20 protein-coding genes are annotated in these 17,757 nt (G+C 32.3%); 13 read left to right on the forward strand and 7 right to left on the reverse strand.

Annotated elements, in window-relative coordinates; all coding sequences use genetic code 11:
* Positions 1-20: 20 nt before the first annotated feature.
* Together JE46_RS16320 and JE46_RS16330 are read left to right on the forward strand one after the other, a co-directional pair.
* A complete protein-coding gene (locus JE46_RS16320; RefSeq protein ID WP_031456350.1) occupies positions 21-1,454 on the forward strand; it encodes a CCA tRNA nucleotidyltransferase in 1,434 nt (477 codons plus the stop codon).
* Positions 1,455-1,818: 364 nt separating this feature from the next.
* On the forward strand, positions 1,819-2,844 hold the full coding sequence (locus tag JE46_RS16330; RefSeq protein ID WP_031456352.1) for a COX15/CtaA family protein: 1,026 nt from the start codon (positions 1,819-1,821) through the stop codon (positions 2,842-2,844).
* Positions 2,845-2,930: 86 nt separating this feature from the next.
* On the opposite strand, the gene JE46_RS16335 is transcribed toward JE46_RS16330, so the two are convergent.
* From JE46_RS16335 to JE46_RS16365, 7 genes are all read right to left on the reverse strand, one after another.
* Complete coding sequence (locus JE46_RS16335) at positions 2,931-3,698, reverse strand: LytR/AlgR family response regulator transcription factor (RefSeq protein ID WP_031456353.1); 768 nt, start codon at positions 3,696-3,698, stop codon at positions 2,931-2,933.
* 26 nt (positions 3,699-3,724) lie between these two features.
* Positions 3,725-4,093 carry a 2TM domain-containing protein gene (locus tag JE46_RS16340; protein WP_031456354.1) on the reverse strand — a complete coding sequence of 123 codons (369 nt, stop codon included), beginning with the start codon at positions 4,091-4,093 and terminating at the stop codon, positions 3,725-3,727.
* A gap of 18 nt (positions 4,094-4,111) precedes the next feature.
* The gene (locus tag JE46_RS16345; RefSeq protein ID WP_236010776.1) at positions 4,112-4,417 is read right to left on the reverse strand and encodes a 2TM domain-containing protein; all 306 of its coding nucleotides are present in this window, start codon (positions 4,415-4,417) and stop codon (positions 4,112-4,114) included.
* A 2-nt stretch (positions 4,418-4,419) separates the two neighbouring features.
* The gene (locus JE46_RS16350) at positions 4,420-4,722 is read right to left on the reverse strand and encodes a 2TM domain-containing protein (RefSeq protein ID WP_031456356.1); all 303 of its coding nucleotides are present in this window, start codon (positions 4,720-4,722) and stop codon (positions 4,420-4,422) included.
* A gap of 1 nt (position 4,723) precedes the next feature.
* Entirely contained in the window at positions 4,724-6,082 is a 1,359-nt protein-coding gene (locus tag JE46_RS16355) for a 2TM domain-containing protein (protein WP_031456357.1), read from the reverse strand.
* 23 nt (positions 6,083-6,105) lie between these two features.
* Positions 6,106-6,729: a tetratricopeptide repeat protein gene (locus JE46_RS16360; protein WP_031456358.1), complete on the reverse strand. Its 624-nt coding sequence runs from the start codon at positions 6,727-6,729 to the stop codon at positions 6,106-6,108.
* Between the two features lie 210 nt (positions 6,730-6,939).
* A complete protein-coding gene (locus JE46_RS16365) occupies positions 6,940-9,105 on the reverse strand; it encodes a TonB-dependent receptor (protein WP_031456359.1) in 2,166 nt (721 codons plus the stop codon).
* Between the two features lie 138 nt (positions 9,106-9,243).
* Here JE46_RS16365 and JE46_RS16370 point away from each other — a divergent pair, with 138 nt between their 5' ends.
* From JE46_RS16370 to JE46_RS16420, 11 genes are all read left to right on the forward strand, one after another.
* On the forward strand, positions 9,244-9,702 hold the full coding sequence (locus tag JE46_RS16370; RefSeq protein WP_031456360.1) for a DinB family protein: 459 nt from the start codon (positions 9,244-9,246) through the stop codon (positions 9,700-9,702).
* A gap of 9 nt (positions 9,703-9,711) precedes the next feature.
* Positions 9,712-10,197 carry a hypothetical protein gene (locus JE46_RS16375; RefSeq protein WP_031456361.1) on the forward strand — a complete coding sequence of 162 codons (486 nt, stop codon included), beginning with the start codon at positions 9,712-9,714 and terminating at the stop codon, positions 10,195-10,197.
* A 53-nt stretch (positions 10,198-10,250) separates the two neighbouring features.
* A complete protein-coding gene (locus tag JE46_RS16380) occupies positions 10,251-10,712 on the forward strand; it encodes a YciI family protein (protein ID WP_031456362.1) in 462 nt (153 codons plus the stop codon).
* An 84-nt stretch (positions 10,713-10,796) separates the two neighbouring features.
* Complete coding sequence (locus tag JE46_RS16385; protein WP_157505936.1) at positions 10,797-12,239, forward strand: hypothetical protein; 1,443 nt, start codon at positions 10,797-10,799, stop codon at positions 12,237-12,239.
* A 32-nt stretch (positions 12,240-12,271) separates the two neighbouring features.
* A complete protein-coding gene (locus tag JE46_RS16390) occupies positions 12,272-12,847 on the forward strand; it encodes a sugar O-acetyltransferase (protein WP_031456364.1) in 576 nt (191 codons plus the stop codon).
* On the forward strand, positions 12,847-13,236 hold the full coding sequence (gene gloA2, locus JE46_RS16395; protein WP_031456365.1) for an SMU1112c/YaeR family gloxylase I-like metalloprotein: 390 nt from the start codon (positions 12,847-12,849) through the stop codon (positions 13,234-13,236). The genes JE46_RS16390 and gloA2 overlap by 1 nt, the downstream gene beginning before the upstream one ends.
* 186 nt (positions 13,237-13,422) lie before the next feature.
* The gene (locus JE46_RS16400) at positions 13,423-14,700 is read left to right on the forward strand and encodes a chloride channel protein (RefSeq protein WP_031456366.1); all 1,278 of its coding nucleotides are present in this window, start codon (positions 13,423-13,425) and stop codon (positions 14,698-14,700) included.
* Positions 14,701-14,811: 111 nt separating this feature from the next.
* A complete protein-coding gene (locus JE46_RS16405; RefSeq protein ID WP_031456367.1) occupies positions 14,812-15,411 on the forward strand; it encodes an HPP family protein in 600 nt (199 codons plus the stop codon).
* Positions 15,412-15,584: 173 nt separating this feature from the next.
* Entirely contained in the window at positions 15,585-16,124 is a 540-nt protein-coding gene (locus JE46_RS16410; RefSeq protein ID WP_031456368.1) for an IS1096 element passenger TnpR family protein, read from the forward strand.
* Positions 16,125-16,245: 121 nt separating this feature from the next.
* Positions 16,246-16,605: a four helix bundle protein gene (locus JE46_RS16415; RefSeq protein WP_031456369.1), complete on the forward strand. Its 360-nt coding sequence runs from the start codon at positions 16,246-16,248 to the stop codon at positions 16,603-16,605.
* Between the two features lie 43 nt (positions 16,606-16,648).
* Positions 16,649-17,707: a nucleoid-associated protein gene (locus JE46_RS16420; protein ID WP_031456370.1), complete on the forward strand. Its 1,059-nt coding sequence runs from the start codon at positions 16,649-16,651 to the stop codon at positions 17,705-17,707.
* Positions 17,708-17,757 lie beyond the last annotated feature (50 nt).

Here is a 17,757-nt window from a genome sequence, read left to right on the forward strand (position 1 = left end):
ACTCAAAAATCAGCGAATTCGTGACTATACAAACAAACTATAAAACAGCTTTACAAAACAAAATCTTCGAAATCATTTCGAAAGCATCCCGAGAATTAAATGTCGATTCATACGTAATCGGCGGATTTGTTCGTGATTTGCTTTTAAACCGGGGTTCAAAAAAAGATATCGACGTTGTTGCAGTTGGAAGCGGAATCGAATTAGCACTTAAAGTTTCTGATTTACTTCCGAACAAACCAAAGGTTCAGGTTTTTAAAACGTACGGAACAGCAATGCTTCGTTTTGAAGATACGGACATTGAATTTGTTGGTGCCCGAAAAGAATCCTATAATCGTGACAGCCGAAATCCGATTGTGGAGAACGGAACTTTGCAGGATGATCAAAACCGTCGGGATTTTACTATAAATGCTTTGGCTTTATCATTAAACGAAAATAATTTTGGAGATCTTTTAGACCCTTTTAACGGTTTATTGGATTTAAAACTTGGAATAATCAAAACACCATTAGATGATCCGGATATTACGTATTCTGATGATCCTTTGCGTATGCTTCGTGCCATTCGTTTTGCAACACAATTGAATTTTGTTATAGAAAGAAATTCATTAGAAGCCATAACGAAAAATGCAGATCGCATCAAAATTATCTCAGGCGAAAGAATTGTAGATGAATTAAACAAAATTCTTTCTACTCCAAAACCTTCAACCGGATTTTTACTTTTATACGAAACAGGGCTTTTAGATTTGATTTTACCTGAATTAACAGCACTGAATCAGGTTGAAGAAATTGAAGGACACACACATAAAAATAACTTTTATCACACACTTGAAGTAGTAGACAATATCTGTCCAAATACAGATGATGTTTGGCTTCGCTGGTCTGCTTTATTACACGATATTGGAAAAGCACCAACAAAACGTTTCAATAAAAAACAAGGCTGGACTTTTCATGGGCATGAATTTCTTGGCGGTAAAATGGCTAAGAAAATTTTTGAACGTTTGCACATGCCATTGAATCATAAAATGAAATTTGTGCAAAAAATGGTCATTATGAGCTCGCGTCCAATTGTATTGGCGGAAGATATTGTAACTGACAGCGCTGTTCGCCGTTTGGTTTTTGATGCCGGTGAAGATGTAGAAAATCTAATGACTTTATGTGAAGCAGATATAACAACCAAGAATCCGGCAAAGTTCAAAAAATACCATAAGAACTTTGAACTTGTCCGCAAGAAAATTGTTGAAGTAGAAGAACGCGATCATGTTCGTAATTTCCAGCCGCCAATTACCGGGGAAGAAATTATGGAAATGTTTGATTTGAAGCCTTCTCGTGAAATCGGGGTGTTAAAAGAAGCGGTGAAAGAAGCTATTTTAGAAGGTGATATTCCAAATGAATACCAGGCGGCTTATGATTTTGTGATTAAAAGAGCTGAAAAGTTGAATTTAACACTTAAAAAATAATGGATATTTACAAAGTAATTTATAGAATTTTACTTGCTGTAGTTATTATCTATCCAAACTATATTTTTTTCAAAGGACTAAAAAACAGTAAAAAAAAACATTACAAGTACAATTTACTTTATTTTTTAGCATCTATTGTTACTCCTTGTTCTATAATTTTTCTAATTGCTTTAGTAATGACAAGTCCTGCGTTTAATCATCTTACTGATATAGAATTAGATCTTCAAAATTTAACAACAAGAATTATTGTTGGAAGCATCATATTTCTCCCAAGCATCTTAGTAAACATATGTTTTGCTAAATTATATTTAAAAAGAATTTCCAAAATAAAAAACAAAAACGAAATCGAATTAATCGGATCAGAATGAAAAAAGAGAATAAATCAGTAATCATTTGGTTACTATCGGGTTGTGTTTTATTATTTTTAATGGTTGTCGTGGGCGGTATCACCCGTTTAACCAATTCAGGTTTATCCATGACCGACTGGCATTTGGTAACGGACACTTTTCCGCCTTTGACAGAAGCAAAATGGAACGAAGCTTTTGAACAATACAAGAAATTTCCGGAGTACCAAAAAATCAATATTCACAACGATTTTCAATTAGCCGATTATAAATTCATTTATTTCTGGGAATGGTTTCACCGTTTTATCGGTCGCATTATCGGATTGGTTTTCTTTGTGCCTTTCGTTTACTTTTTAATCAAAAAGAAATTAGATACTCCTACTATCAAAAAATGTATTGTTCTTTTGGCAATGGGAGGTTTCCAAGGATTCTTAGGATGGTTTATGGTAAGAAGCGGATTAATTGATAATCCGGATGTAAGTCATTTTAGACTTTCACTTCACCTGACTTTTGCTTTTATCACTTTCGCTTATACACTTTGGGTTGCACTGGATTTGATTTATCCGGAAAGAAATATCAACAGAATAATTCCGCTTCGTACTATCGCCAGATATGCTTTGGCAGCTTTATTAATCCAGATTATTTACGGCGGATTTGTAGCCGGATTGAATGCCGGGTTAATTCACAATCACTGGCCGTTAATGAGCGATGGAGAATTTATTCATGAATCGGTTTTTATTGAGCAGTCTTCTTTGGTGAAGAATTTAATTGAAGGGAAAAGCGGGGTTCAGTTTGTACACAGAACTTTTGCGTATGCAGTTGTTGCGATTATTCTTTTTCTTTTCTTCAAAAGCAAAAAATATGCACTTACCAGAACTCAGTCAAACGGAATTAATATTCTGGTCCTTTTTGTATTTATTCAGTTTCTCCTTGGAGTTTTCACTTTATTGTACAGCGTTCCTTTAGCTTTAGGATTGATTCACCAGGTTATGGCCTTTTTTCTTTTGAGTGCTATGACTTATACTTTGCATCGAGTGAGCAAATAAGATGCATTTATACAAAACACAAAAAGAGCCGATTTACGGCTCTTTTTTATTTATCTTTTTCTAATAATGAATATTTCCGTAAAGTTTTACCCTAACCAACTCTTAAAATCCTGAACTTTTTCACGGCTTACAATTACCTCATCATCTTTATAACTTGGTAAAATCACTTTTAACCGTGAATTGGTATAAACCTGAATTTCTTTAATGGCTTTTAATGGCACTATAAATTTTCTGCTTACACGAAAAAAATTCTTCATGTCTAATTCCTGTTCAAGAATCTCTAAAGTAGAATCGATTAAATAGTTTCTGTTGTCGAAAGTGTGAATGTAAGTTCCTTTATTCTCACTAAAGATACATTCAATTTCTTCTGTAGTAATGACTTTTAAATGCTGTCCTATTTTGACTGTAAATCTATTTTTATAAGTCTTCTCAAAAGGATTGGTCAGCATTTTTCTAATTTGCTCAAAATCAAGCTGCAGGTTCTTATTGCCTGAATCTTGTTTAGGAATTCTGGTTTTATATTTTTCAACCGCCACTTCTAAATCATCTTCATCAATTGGTTTTAAAAGATAATCGATACTATTTAATTTAAAGGCTTTTAAAGCATATTCATCATAAGCTGTTGTAAAAATGATAGCGCTTTTGATATCTATTTTTTCAAAAATTTCAAACGATAAACCATCAGACAGCTGAATATCCAAAAATATCAGATCCGGATGTTCGTTGTTGGCAAACCAGTCAATAGATTCTTCTACAGAATGCAGCATGGTTTCTACTGAAATAGCTAATTTTTCGAGTTTTCGCTGTAATAATCTTGCAGCAGGTTTTTCGTCTTCTATAATTAATGTGGTCATTTATAAGTCTGAAATTTGAAAAAAAATTATTCCCATTTATTGTTATTAGCGGACTGTTTACTCATATATTCCTGAATCTTTCTTTTTTCCCAATCATCACCAAAGAAAATATTGCGACCAAAGACAGATAATGCATGAGCGGCTAAACCGATACCCCAAAAAACAGCTGTTGAATACGTATGCCATTCAAAAAAAGCACCTTCATTTAATCTTATCCCGGAAAAATCCCTGCTCAAATTGGAAATAATGATAACTGCATTAACGATTATATAAATCTTTAAATGCGAGTAAAAACCTTTTATTCTTTTTACTTTTTTGTATGCAATTTCAAAATGCTCGTCATTGCTAAACTCTTGTGAATATTCCTCGTATATGCGTTTTCTAAAACGTCCCATCTTATTCTGATTTAAAAGTTATTGCCATTTATTTTGTTTCTCTTTTTCTTTATCCATGATTTCCCGGATCTTTTTTTCTTCCCAGCCTTTTCCTAAAACCGGAAATACTTCGAAAACCTTTAAACCGTGAAATACAACTCCTATTCCCCACCAAATTAGTGGCCAATAAAACCATAAATGATTTGGCGAAGTGTATAGATTGACAAAAATCAAAACTATATTAACACCTATATAAGAAGTTAAATTACTGTAAAACCCTTTTATAGCCTCGACTTTCTTTTTAGCCTGATCATACTTATCTTCTTCGCTATACTTTATTTCCATGATTAATCCCATTTTTGTTTATTATTCTCTTTTTCCAGAATTTCATCCATTTTTCTTTTTTCCCACTCTTTACCAAAAAAAGGGAAACGATCAAAGGCCTTTAGTCCATGTAAAATAATTGCAACTCCCCAGCCTAACAAAGAATACCAAAAATATAAATAACCCGGCGAAGTCATAAGGTTTACAGCAATTACAATTGGATTACAAAGTAAGAACACAGTTAAATGTTGATAAAACTCTCTAATTTCTTTTACTTTTTTTTGAGCCTGATAATAACGTTCTGCTTCAGGATTATTTGATTCCATACTATTTCCAGGTTTGTTTCTTATTTTCTTTTTCCAGAATTTCTCTGATTTTTCTTTCTTCCCAATCTGAGCTGTAACCAAAAACTTTAAAAGCATGCATCACAACTCCAAATCCCCATCCTATCGCTGAGAACCAAAACCATTGAAATCCGGGAGAAAACCTCAAATTTATAAAAACTAAAAAGGGTACCACGCAACAATACGAAATTACATTTGCGTAAAATCCTTTCAGTTCTTCTACTCTTTTTTTAGCTCTGAAATATGCTTTATTTTCATTGCTATAATCTGCATTTGTTTCCATAACTGCTATTTGTTTCGTTAAAATCGGAATCTTAACGGTGAATGTTTGTTCATTTTGTTCAATTAATACCTTTCTGTTGGTTATAATTGCATATCGATTTACGATATTTTGCAATCCGACGCCTTGCCTGTCCTGCAAAACTTCTTTCTTCTGAAAATCATTTTGTACAGCTAAACAATTTCCATCAATGAAAATTCGAATATGCAATGGCTTTTGTTCACTTACTACATTATGCTTTACAGTATTTTCTAATAAAAGCTGCAAAGATAACGGGACCACTTTTGCATCCGGATTAATCGCTGTTGCCGGCAACTCGTAAAACAAACTATTTTCGAAGCGCATTTTTAGCAAATTCATGTAGGTTTTTGCGAACGATAATTCATCTTCAACCAAAACCAGTTCTTTATCTTTTTGCTCTAAAACATAACGATAAATTTTTGATAAAGAGGTTGTGAATCGCTGCGCATTATCCGGATTTTCTTCAATCAAAGAGCTTAATACATTTAGGCTATTGAAAAGAAAATGCGGATCGATTTGATTTTTTAAACTTTCGAATTTAGCATTTGCTGTTCCGGCAATAATCTTTTGCTGTGTTATTTCAAATTTTGATGCCTGTTTCCATTTTACCATAAAACTTCTGGCCTGCATGAAAGTCGAAACCGCTAAAGATAAAATGATGTAAAAAAGATGTATCCAGATCATTCTCTCACTAAAGAATTTGTCTACAGGCAGATTTTGAAGGTAAACAAAAATGTAATAATTTATTCCTAAAACGACTGGAACAGTATACAAAATTGTAACCATAATTCCGTAGTAAACCCTTAGATTGGTCTGCTCCAGCCAATCCCACTTTTTATCAAGAAGAACGTTAAGAAATCCATTTCCGAAACCTACTCCAAAAGAATAAAGGCAGCTTATGAAAAAAGTTATAATAACGTTTTGAATGTTTAAATCATCTCCTAAACAAGCTGAAAATATTACTGTAAAAATCATAGAAATCTTAAACGAAACAATAGTTCCGCTTTTTAGATCTGCATATGTATTTCCATTGTGTTTCATTATAATCAGCTTAAATTAGTTTTTTATTTTTTACAGTTTTTTTGTGCCTCCAAAGCTCTTTCCAATCCCCATTTTGGTGAAAATTGAGTTTCAGGTTTAAAAGTACCAAAAAGTTCGATAGCTTTATCAACTTGTACACACAGTGGTTTTGTATCAACACCTGTCCATTTTGCGCCGCCTAATTGATAATCTGCTTCTCCAAAAACGGCTCTCGGATTATTTGGATCTATTGCTTTTGCTTTTGCGTAAGCTTCCATTACTTTACCAGAATATTTCATTCCGTTTGTCATTGGATCAGCTACAACATATCCTGTATAAATCAAAGCCTGCAAAACATATAACTCGGCATTGTTTTGATCTTTTATTATTTCCTTATCTAAAGCATCTTGCGCTTTTGTCAATAACAAATCAATTTTTGTTTTGTCTTTTTCAGTAAAAACTGCTGTTGTATTAATTAAGGCAACATAATAATTAGGTAAATAGCTGGTTTTGTCTGCTGCTGCAATTCTTTCAAACATTGCCGAAGCTTCAGCATTTTTCCCTTCTTTCCAAAGCCCGAAAGCTTTACCCATTCCTTGTTCAAATTGTGTTTGTGCAGATAATAAACTACAGATAAATAATGTAAAGGCTGTAATAATTTTGGTCATGATTTCTTTGTTTTAAAGTTATTTTTAGTGTTTATGTTCTGAGATCTAAATCTCTACGTTTTTTATTGATGATTAAAACTCTGATTATTAATTTATACGTCAAAAGTATGCTGGTTTTTAGTCTTATAAAATTAAATGATACTGAGTTGTCGAATTTGGCTACTGAATTGTTTTTTTAGTATCTAAAAATAAATATTTAGAACCTAATCCCTATAAATTCTTCAACTGATTGTCATTCTTATTCTTACTAATGGTCCAGAAGAAGCCTAAGAAGAAAAAGCGGTCTGCAGTTGGCACAACAGCCTGTCTTTGGTAAACTCCATTTGCATCCGGTAGCTTTGCGTAATCGTAACCAAAAACGTTTTGGCTTCCTAATATATTTGAAACAGAGAAATACAGGATTTTTTGTGTTGTTAATAAATACGCCCAGTTAAAACTCAAACTGTTATATGATTTTGTTTTTCCGTTCATGAACTGCGTTTGGTTTGGGTCATTATAGGGACGTCCGGAACTATAACTGTTTGTAAAACCAATTTGCGATTTCCAGTCGGTAATAAAATATTTCGTTACAATTGACAAACTATGATTCCCTATAAAACCCGGAGTGGCCATTGTTGGAAAATTTTTATACTGCCTTTCTGAATCGATGTATGAATAAGAAATCCAATATTCTAAGTTTTTGTATAAATTGCTGTCTCTCCAAAATAAATCCAATCCTTTAGCATAACCTGATCCGTTATTATTGAAAACCGAATTATAAGCGATATCTCTCGTATCATATTGAACTAAATTACTGTAATCTTTGTAATACCCTTCGGCTCTAAAAGTCTGTCCGGGTTTTGTAAATTGATAGTTTAAGATATAATGTCTTGCCTTTTCACTTTCAAATTGGTGGTATTTTGAATATTTGATGTAATCGACAACCGGTGTTTGTGTAAAATCTCCGTAAGCAAAAGAAAACTGACTGCTCTTTGAAACTTTATAAGCAATAGATGCTCTCGGTGCAATATTGGTTTCATTAAGCAAACTGTTATTCGAAAGTCTGAAACCTACTTTTGCAGCTAAATTTTTGGAAAATAAAATGTCTCCTTCTGTATAAAAAGCGGCAATATTTGAATCGTAACCATTTGAAGTTTGGATATTGGCATTATTATCAAAATTTTCATTGAATTTGGTAATGAAATAATCAGCTCCAAAGGATAATTTAAAATAATCTGAAACACTTTTTCTTAATTTTAGTTTCAATTGAGCTGCATTCTCATCATTATCAACATCATTTACATCATATTTAATTTTGTTTACACTGTATCCATAACTAATTCCTGATGTTAATTGCCAGCCAGTGCCAAAAGTTCCTTTGTAAGACGCATTAAGATAGAAATTATTATTGTTTAAATCGGTTCTGATTTTGTCTTCGAAATTGATGTTTTTCTGATTCAGATCAAATTTAGAAGCATCGAAAGCAGCATATAATTTGAAAATTCCGTTTGTAAAATGATATCGGTAAACGGTTTCTCCGGATAAGGACTGATAAGGACTATTCCAATCTACATTCTGTGGAATCACTGCCTGATAAGGTGCCAGATTAATGTAAGCCGTATTCACACTCAACGAGCTTTTTTTCCATTTCTGTGTGTTTCCTAACCCTAAACCAACAGTCATTAAAGCAATTTCGGTTTTGTTCATATCAGGTTCATCCTGAGTATTCAGCAATAAAACACTTGATAAAGCTTCGCCATACTCGGCCGAATAACCTCCAGTTGAAAATGCAATTCCACTGAATAAAAAAGGAGAAAACCTTCCTCGGGTTGGCAAATTATTGGTTGTTGCCCCGTACGGCTGAGCCACTCGAATTCCGTCAACAAAAGTCTGCGTTTCGCTGGCTTCTCCTCCACGTACAAACAAACGTCCATCTTCACCAACCGTTTGTGTTCCCGGCAAAGTCTGTAACGCAGCAATAATATTTCCCGCAGAACCAGCAGTGGTTACAATATCTAAAGGTTTTAAAACAGAAACTCTTGCTTTATCCCCGGATTCTAAAGTTCCGGCAGTGATGACAACTGCATCTAGTGCATTTACATTTTCTCTTAGTTTAACCGTTTGATTTTTAAAATTAGTAACATCTATTTCTTTTTTGAATGTTTCATACAATAAAAAGCTTATGATTATAAATTGATTTCCTGTAGAAGTGGTTTCAAAAGAAAAATCTCCTGTTTCAGAACTGGTGGCTCCATCATAAGTTCCGTCGATATAAATGTTGGCACCTGTCACTGGTTTTCCTTTTTGGTCAACTACTTTTCCGGAAATAGTCGTTTGAGCAAAAGTGAAAATCGTAATACATAAAAAACTGATTGTAAAAAGTAATTTGGTTTTCATAAGATTGATTTTGATGAAGCAAATGTATTTCAATCATTCTTGTTAAAAAATATATAATAACCCAATTGTAGAATTTTAGGGATGAGTTGTAAAATACTAATTTGTATCTTAGCTATGAATTGCAAAAAACCATTTATTATGTCAGAAAGCAAGAGAATTTCAAATTTATATCAATCCATCTATAATGGAAATCCGTGGCTTGAAGTCACTTTGGCAGATACTTTAAAGGATATTACTGCAGGACAGGCTTACAAAAAGGCAAATCCCAATCTCAATACGATTTGGGAAATTGTTAATCATCTAATACAATGGAGAAGAAACATTTTAAAACGGGTTCAGGGAGAGTTAATTATAACGCCTGATCATAATTATTTTGTACCTGTTTTAGATCCATCCGAAGCTGCCTGGGAGCAATCACTCCAAAGTCTCGCAAAATCACAAGAAGCCTGGAATACTTTTTTTGAAGATTTTGATGATGCTGATCTGGCAAAAATATACGCTAATAATAATCATACGTATTACGAACATATTCACGGAATTATTCAGCATGATGTTTATCATCTGGGACAGATTGTTATTCTTAAAAAAATGCTTTAAAAAATTTATATGATTAATGAAACATTAGATTATCGATGGCAAAAGGTAAAAAACGGAAAACCTTTTTTTGCCATTATAAATCTTAAGATTAGTCCCAATAACAATCAAAACAAAATTATAGAAGAATATACCGGTGACGGCTGGATCAGAATGGGCGATTTAGCAAGTATCCCAGCCAAAGACGAACCTGGTAAAGTAAGTTTCTCAAACTGGAGAAAGGCTGTAATAAAAGGATTGGAATTTGTCTTTTGTAAAACTGAAACCAAATGGACTGTTAAAATAAAAAAAGTAGAAGGACTAATTGCAACAGATACGAATCCGACTATTGTGGGATATGCGACAATTTTAGCTTTTTGCAAACAAACCAATATAGAATTAGACTCTGATTTAATTCAAAAAATTGAAGATTTTACCTTTAGAAGCTGGGAAGACAAAAAACATGAAAAGATTCCAAATTTTATAGATTTGAATTATGAAAACCATTATTTTAAATAAATAAAAACCAAGTTTTCACTCAACATAACTGTTAACTTAAAATTTATTTTGTCATGAAAAAATCTCTGTCCTTATTCTTTTTTTTAACGGTAAGTGTTATCGGATTTTCACAGGAAACCGACGCAAAATATGACGAAGCATTAGCAAAATCGCTTCATGCCGATGAATACTGTATGAAAAAATATGTTTTCTGCCTTTTAAAATCGGGAACCAATACTACGGCTTCCAAAGAAGAAAGTAAAAAATTATTTGAAGGCCATATGAAGAATATCAACAAATTAGCCAAAGAAGGAAAGCTGGTTGTCGCAGGGCCTTTTATGAAAAATGACAGAAACTACAGAGGAATTTATATTTTTAATGTAGAAACAATAGACGAAGCCAAAATACTTGTTGCTACTGACCCTGCCATAAAAGCTAATTTATTGGAAGCTGAATTAACGCCTTGGTATGCTAGCGCAGCTTTGCAGGAAACGTTGAAAATTCATGAGAAGATTTCGAAGAAAAAAATGCAATAAAAACCTTTTTTAATTTTTAATATCAATACCCATTCATTCATTATGAATAAATTTATTTTACGAATTTTCACAATTATTTCTGTAATGATATTACTTGTTACATTGAGTTGTTCAGAAAAAAACTCTACTAAAATATCAAATGAAACCAATTTAATAGTTCAAAAAATAGAAAAAGAAAATATTGTAATGGGCTCTGCAGTAGGTGTTGCCGGAATTAAACCCGAACAATATGAAAATTTTGAAGAATTAAAAAAGAATGTATCAAAAGAGGAACTTTTACTACTCACAAATCATTCTAATGGAGTCGTAAGATGTTATTCTTTCTGGGCTTTGGCATTGGATAAAAATGCAAATTTGTTTTCAATCGTAAAAAATCATATTAATGACAATACTCAGGTAGAAACTCAATTTGGATGTATTAAGTCTACAGAAAAAGTAGGTGATTTTTTTATTAATCTGGTTAATCCAAAATATGAGGATTCTGAGATTAAAAAATTAAGTCAAGCTGAGTTTAATCAATTAGACAGTCTTTTGATTTACAAAAAAAACAATCTTTATGCAGGATATGAAGCAATCGAAAATGCAGTTCCAACTGAATATTTATATCCTAAGGTCAGAAATCTGGTAATAAAAAATCACAATCAAAGTGCTTTAGTTACTCTATCTAAATATAAAAATCCAAATGATATTGAACTAATTCTTAAAAATAAGGCTAAAGATGAAGACGCAGAAAGCGGTTATTACTCTACTTATCAAGCCATTCAAAATTTTCCAGATTCGCGATTTATTTCTTTTTTAGAGAAAAATCTTTACCAAACTTTAGATAATGATCATTTCTCTGGTGAATGGTTAGAATTGTACAAGGCAATTGCATCTTATAAAAATCAAAAAGCAGTAGAATTGCTAAAAGTTCCGTTTACAAAAGTTCAGCATCAGAATATTAAAGAATATCATATAAAATTTGTTTATGAATCTATTTTGGCAAACAAATGCAAACTTTACGATGATTTACTTTGGAATATATGGAAAAATGAAGATATAATTACTCTTGAAGGTTTTCAATATCTTTTATCTATAAATGGTGCCAAAACACTTGAATTAAGTAAAAAAGAGCTGCTGTCAGCGTATCAAATTAAAAACATACAAGTTACACCTAAAATAGAGCAAAAAATGTTTTCTGAAAATTTAGAAGAAACAATGCTTAATTTTATCTTATTGAATGATAAAGTGACAGGATATCACATAATCAAAGATAAAATCACAAACGCTTCTGTTGCTGATCTTGAAATGTATTGTAAAAAAATAACCTCTTTTAAAGATCCTTATTTTAATGAAACCCTTTTTAAACGATTAAAAACAACAGACAATGCTTATGTGTATCTTGCAATTGTAGAAACATTAATTTCTTTTAAAGATAAATTGATCAACAACCGAATACTGGAAACGAGAAAGAAAAACAAAAACATGAATGAAAATTGGGGAAGCGAAGCCCTTGATGAAATCCTGAAAAAGAATAACATTAAATAAAGACAAATTATTACACTCATCTGAAAAATTATATGAAGACAGAAAAAGAAAAAATGATAAGCGGTGAATATTACAACGCTTTTGATCCCGAATTAGTAAAGGACCGTCGTGCTGCAAAAATCTTACTTCATAATCTGAATGTAAAAGAATACCGCGTTACCAAAAAAGCAAAAGAAATTTTAGCAGCATTAATTCCAAATGCCGGACCAGGCTTTTACATTGAACCACCTTTTCATTGCGATTACGGCTATAATATTATTGCCGGCGACAATGTCTATTTTAATGTAAATTGCGTTGTTTTGGATTGCGCACCTGTAACTATTGGTTCAAACGTTTTTATTGCCCCAAATGTTCAGATTTATACGGCATCTCATCCGCTTGACGCTGAATTACGAAAAACATTGGAAAATGCTTATCCGATTACAATTGGAGACGATTGCTGGATTGGCGGAAACTCTGTAATTTGTCCAGGTGTTACAATTGGCAAAGGATCTGTTATTGGTGCAGGATCTGTCGTTACAAAAGATATTCCTGACAACTCGTTAGCTGTTGGAAACCCCGCGAAAGTAATTCGTAAATTAAATCAGGAATCTGAATCAAATATATAATGCTTAGCTTAAATAAAGTTCACCATATTGCTATTTTATGCTCTGATTATCAAAAATCTAAAACTTTTTATACTGAGGTTTTGGGATTAACCATTATCAGAGAAATATACCGAGAGGAACGTCAGTCTTATAAACTCGATTTAGCCTTAAACGAAACTTACATTATCGAATTATTTTCGTTTCCAAATCCACCCAAAAGACCTTCAAGACCAGAAGCTGTGGGTTTACGTCATCTCGCTTTTGAAGTGATTAATTTAGATGAAACTATTGCTTTTTTAAATACAAAAAATATAATATCAGAACCAATAAGAATTGATGAAACGACTGAAAAGCGATTTACTTTTATCGCCGATCCTGATTTATTACCAATAGAATTCTATGAAAGATAATAACCTTTATGGTAATTATTTTCTGTAAGATATTTCATCGACATGCTATCAAAAGCATACTGAAAGATTTTTCTTATATTCGTAATTTTAACATAATATACTGAGTATTTTTTATTAAAAACCGAATATGATTATCTAATTTTGTAATCCACATAAAAATATTGTGGTTTACAAATTTACTTACTGATGAACAAAACGGCGCAAATCAAGAAAAATCATCAATTTATTAAATTCCGAAAATTAGTTATTGTTTCTATCTTAATCGGCTTTCTTTCTGCTTTTCTCGGGATTTCACTTAAAAAAATAACCGAGTATTACGAAGAAATATTTTTTCATGAAGTATCGGTAAATCCAGTCTTTTATATTGTATTTCCCGTTTTTGGATTATCTGTAATTTATTTTCTAAGACAATATCTTTTTAAGAAAAAAGAAAACAAAGGAATCAAGGAAGTTTTTGAGAGTACAGGCTCAAAATCAAAAAATTTGCCTTCTTATAAAATTCCTTCTCACTTCATCAACGGATTATTAACTGTCATTTTTGGAGGCTCAACCGGAATCGAAGTTTCTACTGTTGTGGCTACCGCGACTATTGGTTCAGTTGCACACGAAAAAGAAAATGTTTTCCGTCAATATAAAACCGAATTAATTTGTGCTGGTGTTGCTGCGGGAGTTACGGCACTTTTTAGTAGTCCGATTGCCGGAATTTTATTTGCCCTTGAAGTTATTTCAAGAAAAGTAACCAGAGCATTTATTATATCAAATATTATAGCAGTATCAATTGCTTTTGGATTACTTTCTATTCTAAAAGAAGAACCTTTGTTTGCGATTTCAATCACAACCTGGCATTTAAAAGCCATTCCGTATTTTATTCTTTTAGGAATTTTGGCCGGAATGAATTCAGTTTATCTGACTCGCTGTGTTTTGTTTTTTAAATCTCAATTTGGAAAAATCGATACCCATTACTACAAAATCATCATAGGATCAGTAGTTTTAAGTATTTCGCTCTTTATTTTTCCGCAATTATATGGTGAAGGGTATCATGCTATTAAAACCAGCTTTATTGCTCCAAACCAAATAATGACATTCTCTTTAGCCTTAACTTTTATTGGCATATTGTTTCTTAAACCAATTGTTACTTCTATTACGTTAGCTTCTGGAGGAGACGGAGGTGTTTTTGCACCAAGCCTTTTTATCGGGGCTTTTTTAGGATTATTACTGGCTTCCGTTTTAAATACTTTTTTTCAGATCCATGTAATTCCGGTTAACTTTATGATTATCGGAATGGCTGCCGTATTAAGCGCCAGTATCCACGCACCTTTTACGGCTATATTTTTAGTATGCGGACTTACAAACGATTACACCTTATTTTTTCCAATTCTGGTGGTTTGTTTAATTTCTAAATACACTGCAAAAATGATTTATCCTTATACGGTGTATAGCTATTCTCCAGGTTTAATAAAATAATTTCAAGCTAATAATCTGTCGATTAACAGAATCTTCAGGATTAAATAACCTACAGCAAAGTATATTTAAAAACATAACGAAAAATCAATTACAGCAAAACAAAATTACAAAATGCCTGTTCAAAAAATAAAAAGAGGATATCGCAAAACACGTTACATTCTTTACAAAGAAACTTTAATTGATTACAAAGAACACTTTTGGTCTTTTTTAGGCTCATTTGCAGGTATTGGAATCCTCGCTTACATTCAGTCAATACATTTTTCAGGAAATGATGCTGTTTATTTAATTGGTTCATTTGGAGCATCGAGTGTGCTTGTTTACGGAATTATTCAGAGCCCGTTTTCTCAGCCCCGGAATCTTGTTGGCGGTCATTTAGTCTCAGCATTTATTGGTGTTACTGTTCATAAATTTACTCCGGATATTATCTGGATTGCTGCGCCATTGGCTGTTTCACTTGCTATAATTTTAATGCAGATTACTAAAACTTTGCATCCGCCCGGAGGCGCAACAGCTCTTATTGCTGTTATTGGTTCTGACAAAATAAAAGATCTGGGGTATATGTATGTACTTTCTCCCGTATTAATTGGTGTTTTGATTTTGCTTTTTACAGCTTTAATCTTCAATAATATGACTTCGAGCAGAATTTATCCCAGTCATAGCACATATCATAAACATTATCATAAAATTAGAAAAAGATTAAGCAGAAAATAGAATCTTCTTTTTACTAATGTCATCCTGAATGGAATCAAAGTCGTACTAATTAAGTTTTAGAATTTTACCTCAACTCAGACTGACAATTAAAAATCTTTTCAACAAATCGTTATTCCTAATTCGTATTTCGTTTTTTATATTTTACCTTTGACGTCTCAATAAAAACAAAGATTATGGTTTATAAATTTAGAGTAATCCTGGACGCCGAAGAAGATATATTCAGAGACATCGCAATTCTTGAAGACGACACACTTGAAGATTTACACAATGCAATCTTCAACGCTTTTGGTTTTGACGGATCAGAAGTAGCTTCGTTTTACACTTGCGACGACACCTGGAATCAGGAGGATGAAATTCCACTTTTTGATACCGGAGATATTCCAGGCGAAATAAGAACTATGAATGATTATCCATTATCTAGTATCTTAGACAAAGAAAACACTAAAATTATCTATGTTTACGATTTCATCAGTATGTGGACTTTCTTAGTTGAATTGGCTGCGATAGAAGAAGAATCTGTTGGGGCTATTTATCCTGAAACATTATTTTCACACGGAGAAATGCCGGATGAAGCCGGAGAAAAAAACTTCGAAGCCGATATACATGACGATATTTACGGAGAATTTGAAGACGATTTAGACGAAGACGATCTTGACATGTTTGAAGGCGACGACAGCTTTGAAGATTTTGGATTTGAGGAGAATTGGAATTAGTTTTTTTTTAGGGGCAAAGGTTCAGAGGAGCAAAGTTTAAAAGTTTTTTCTTAAAAAGAAATCTTAGTCAGATATGTAAGAATATTTTTATTTTTGTATTTATTTTTTTTAAATACAAAATATGAAGACATTTAGAGAACTTTTGATTTGGCAGAAATCAATAAACCTAGTTACCGAAATTTACCAATTAACACATTCATTTCCGAAAGAAGAAATTTATGGACTATCTTCACAAATTAGAAGATGTTCCATATCAATACCGAGCAATATTGCTGAAGGATATGGAAGAGATGGAAATAATGATTATTTGAGACTCCTTAATATTTCAATTTCATCATTATTCGAAATGCAGACTCAACTAGAAATTTCATTCAATTTAAAATATATAACAGAGAGTCAATTCAATAAAACAAATGGAGAAAGTAGAGAAATAGAGCGAATGTTAAGTTCTTTTATCAGAAAAATAAAAGACAGAAAATAAACCTTTGTGCCTTTGAACCTCTGCAACTCTGAACCTAAAATATATGATCAACTTATTCAACACCCACATCGAGACTCTTGCGATACACCGCGTAGGAAACAAAAGCCGTAACGAAGCGATTTTTTTATCGGAACAGCCTTTTAATTTAAATGATGAAATTGTGCCTTTGATAAAAGAGTACTTTTTTAAGCCTTTTAGAGAGAAAGAAGAAAACTATTATCAGTTTGCACACGAAGTCGATCTGGATTATAACGACATGTTTAAATATGCTACTGAGATTTTTAACAATCCGGCTAATTTACAGGAGATTTCAAAAAAAATTACTACACATTTATTCGAACAGTCCAATCATCCGCACATTAAAAATGGAGAGGTTTATGTGACGTATTTAACAAACTTAAGTATTGATAATAATGTGGTTGATGCTATTGGGATTTTTAAAAGCGAGCTGCAAGCCGACTTTTTACAGTTTGAAGAAAAAGACAGTAATCTTGAAATGATTTTACAACAGGGAATCAACCTAAGCAAATTAGATAAAGGATGTTTGATCTTTAACTATAAAAAAGAAGAAGGATACAAAATCCTCACTGTCGACAGTAACCGCTATGATGCACGTTACTGGTTAGAGCATTTTTTATCTGTTGATGCTTTTGAAGATGAAAATTTCATTACCAAAAAATATTTAAAATTCTGTCAAAACTTTGCAAAAGACGTGGTTTTACCGGCAGAAGATAAAAAAGAAGAAGTTATGTTCATGAACCGCTCTGTGAATTATTTTGCTAAAAATGATCAGTTTGAAGAGCAAAATTTCCTGAATGAAGTACTGGACAATCCTGATTTAATTCCTGAATTTAAAAACTATAAAGTTGATAAAGGAGAAAAATACAGCATCGAGGATGTAACCTCGTTCCCTATTGCCAATTCAGCTGTTTCTGACGCCAGAAAATCGATTAAAAATGTAATTAATCTGGATACTCACATTCAGATTAAAATGGATTTTATCAACCCTGAAAGCGCTGAAAAATTTGTTGAAAAAGGCTGGGATGAAGAAAAACAAATGTATTACTACTTAGTATATTTCAATAAAGAAGAAAAAAGCTAAGAAGCTATTCATTTTCTATTTACTTACTTAAAATAAAAAACGGCAATTAT

This window comes from Flavobacterium chungangense LMG 26729 (assembly GCF_000735715.2).
GTDB classification, from domain to species: Bacteria; Bacteroidota; Bacteroidia; order Flavobacteriales; family Flavobacteriaceae; genus Flavobacterium; species Flavobacterium chungangense.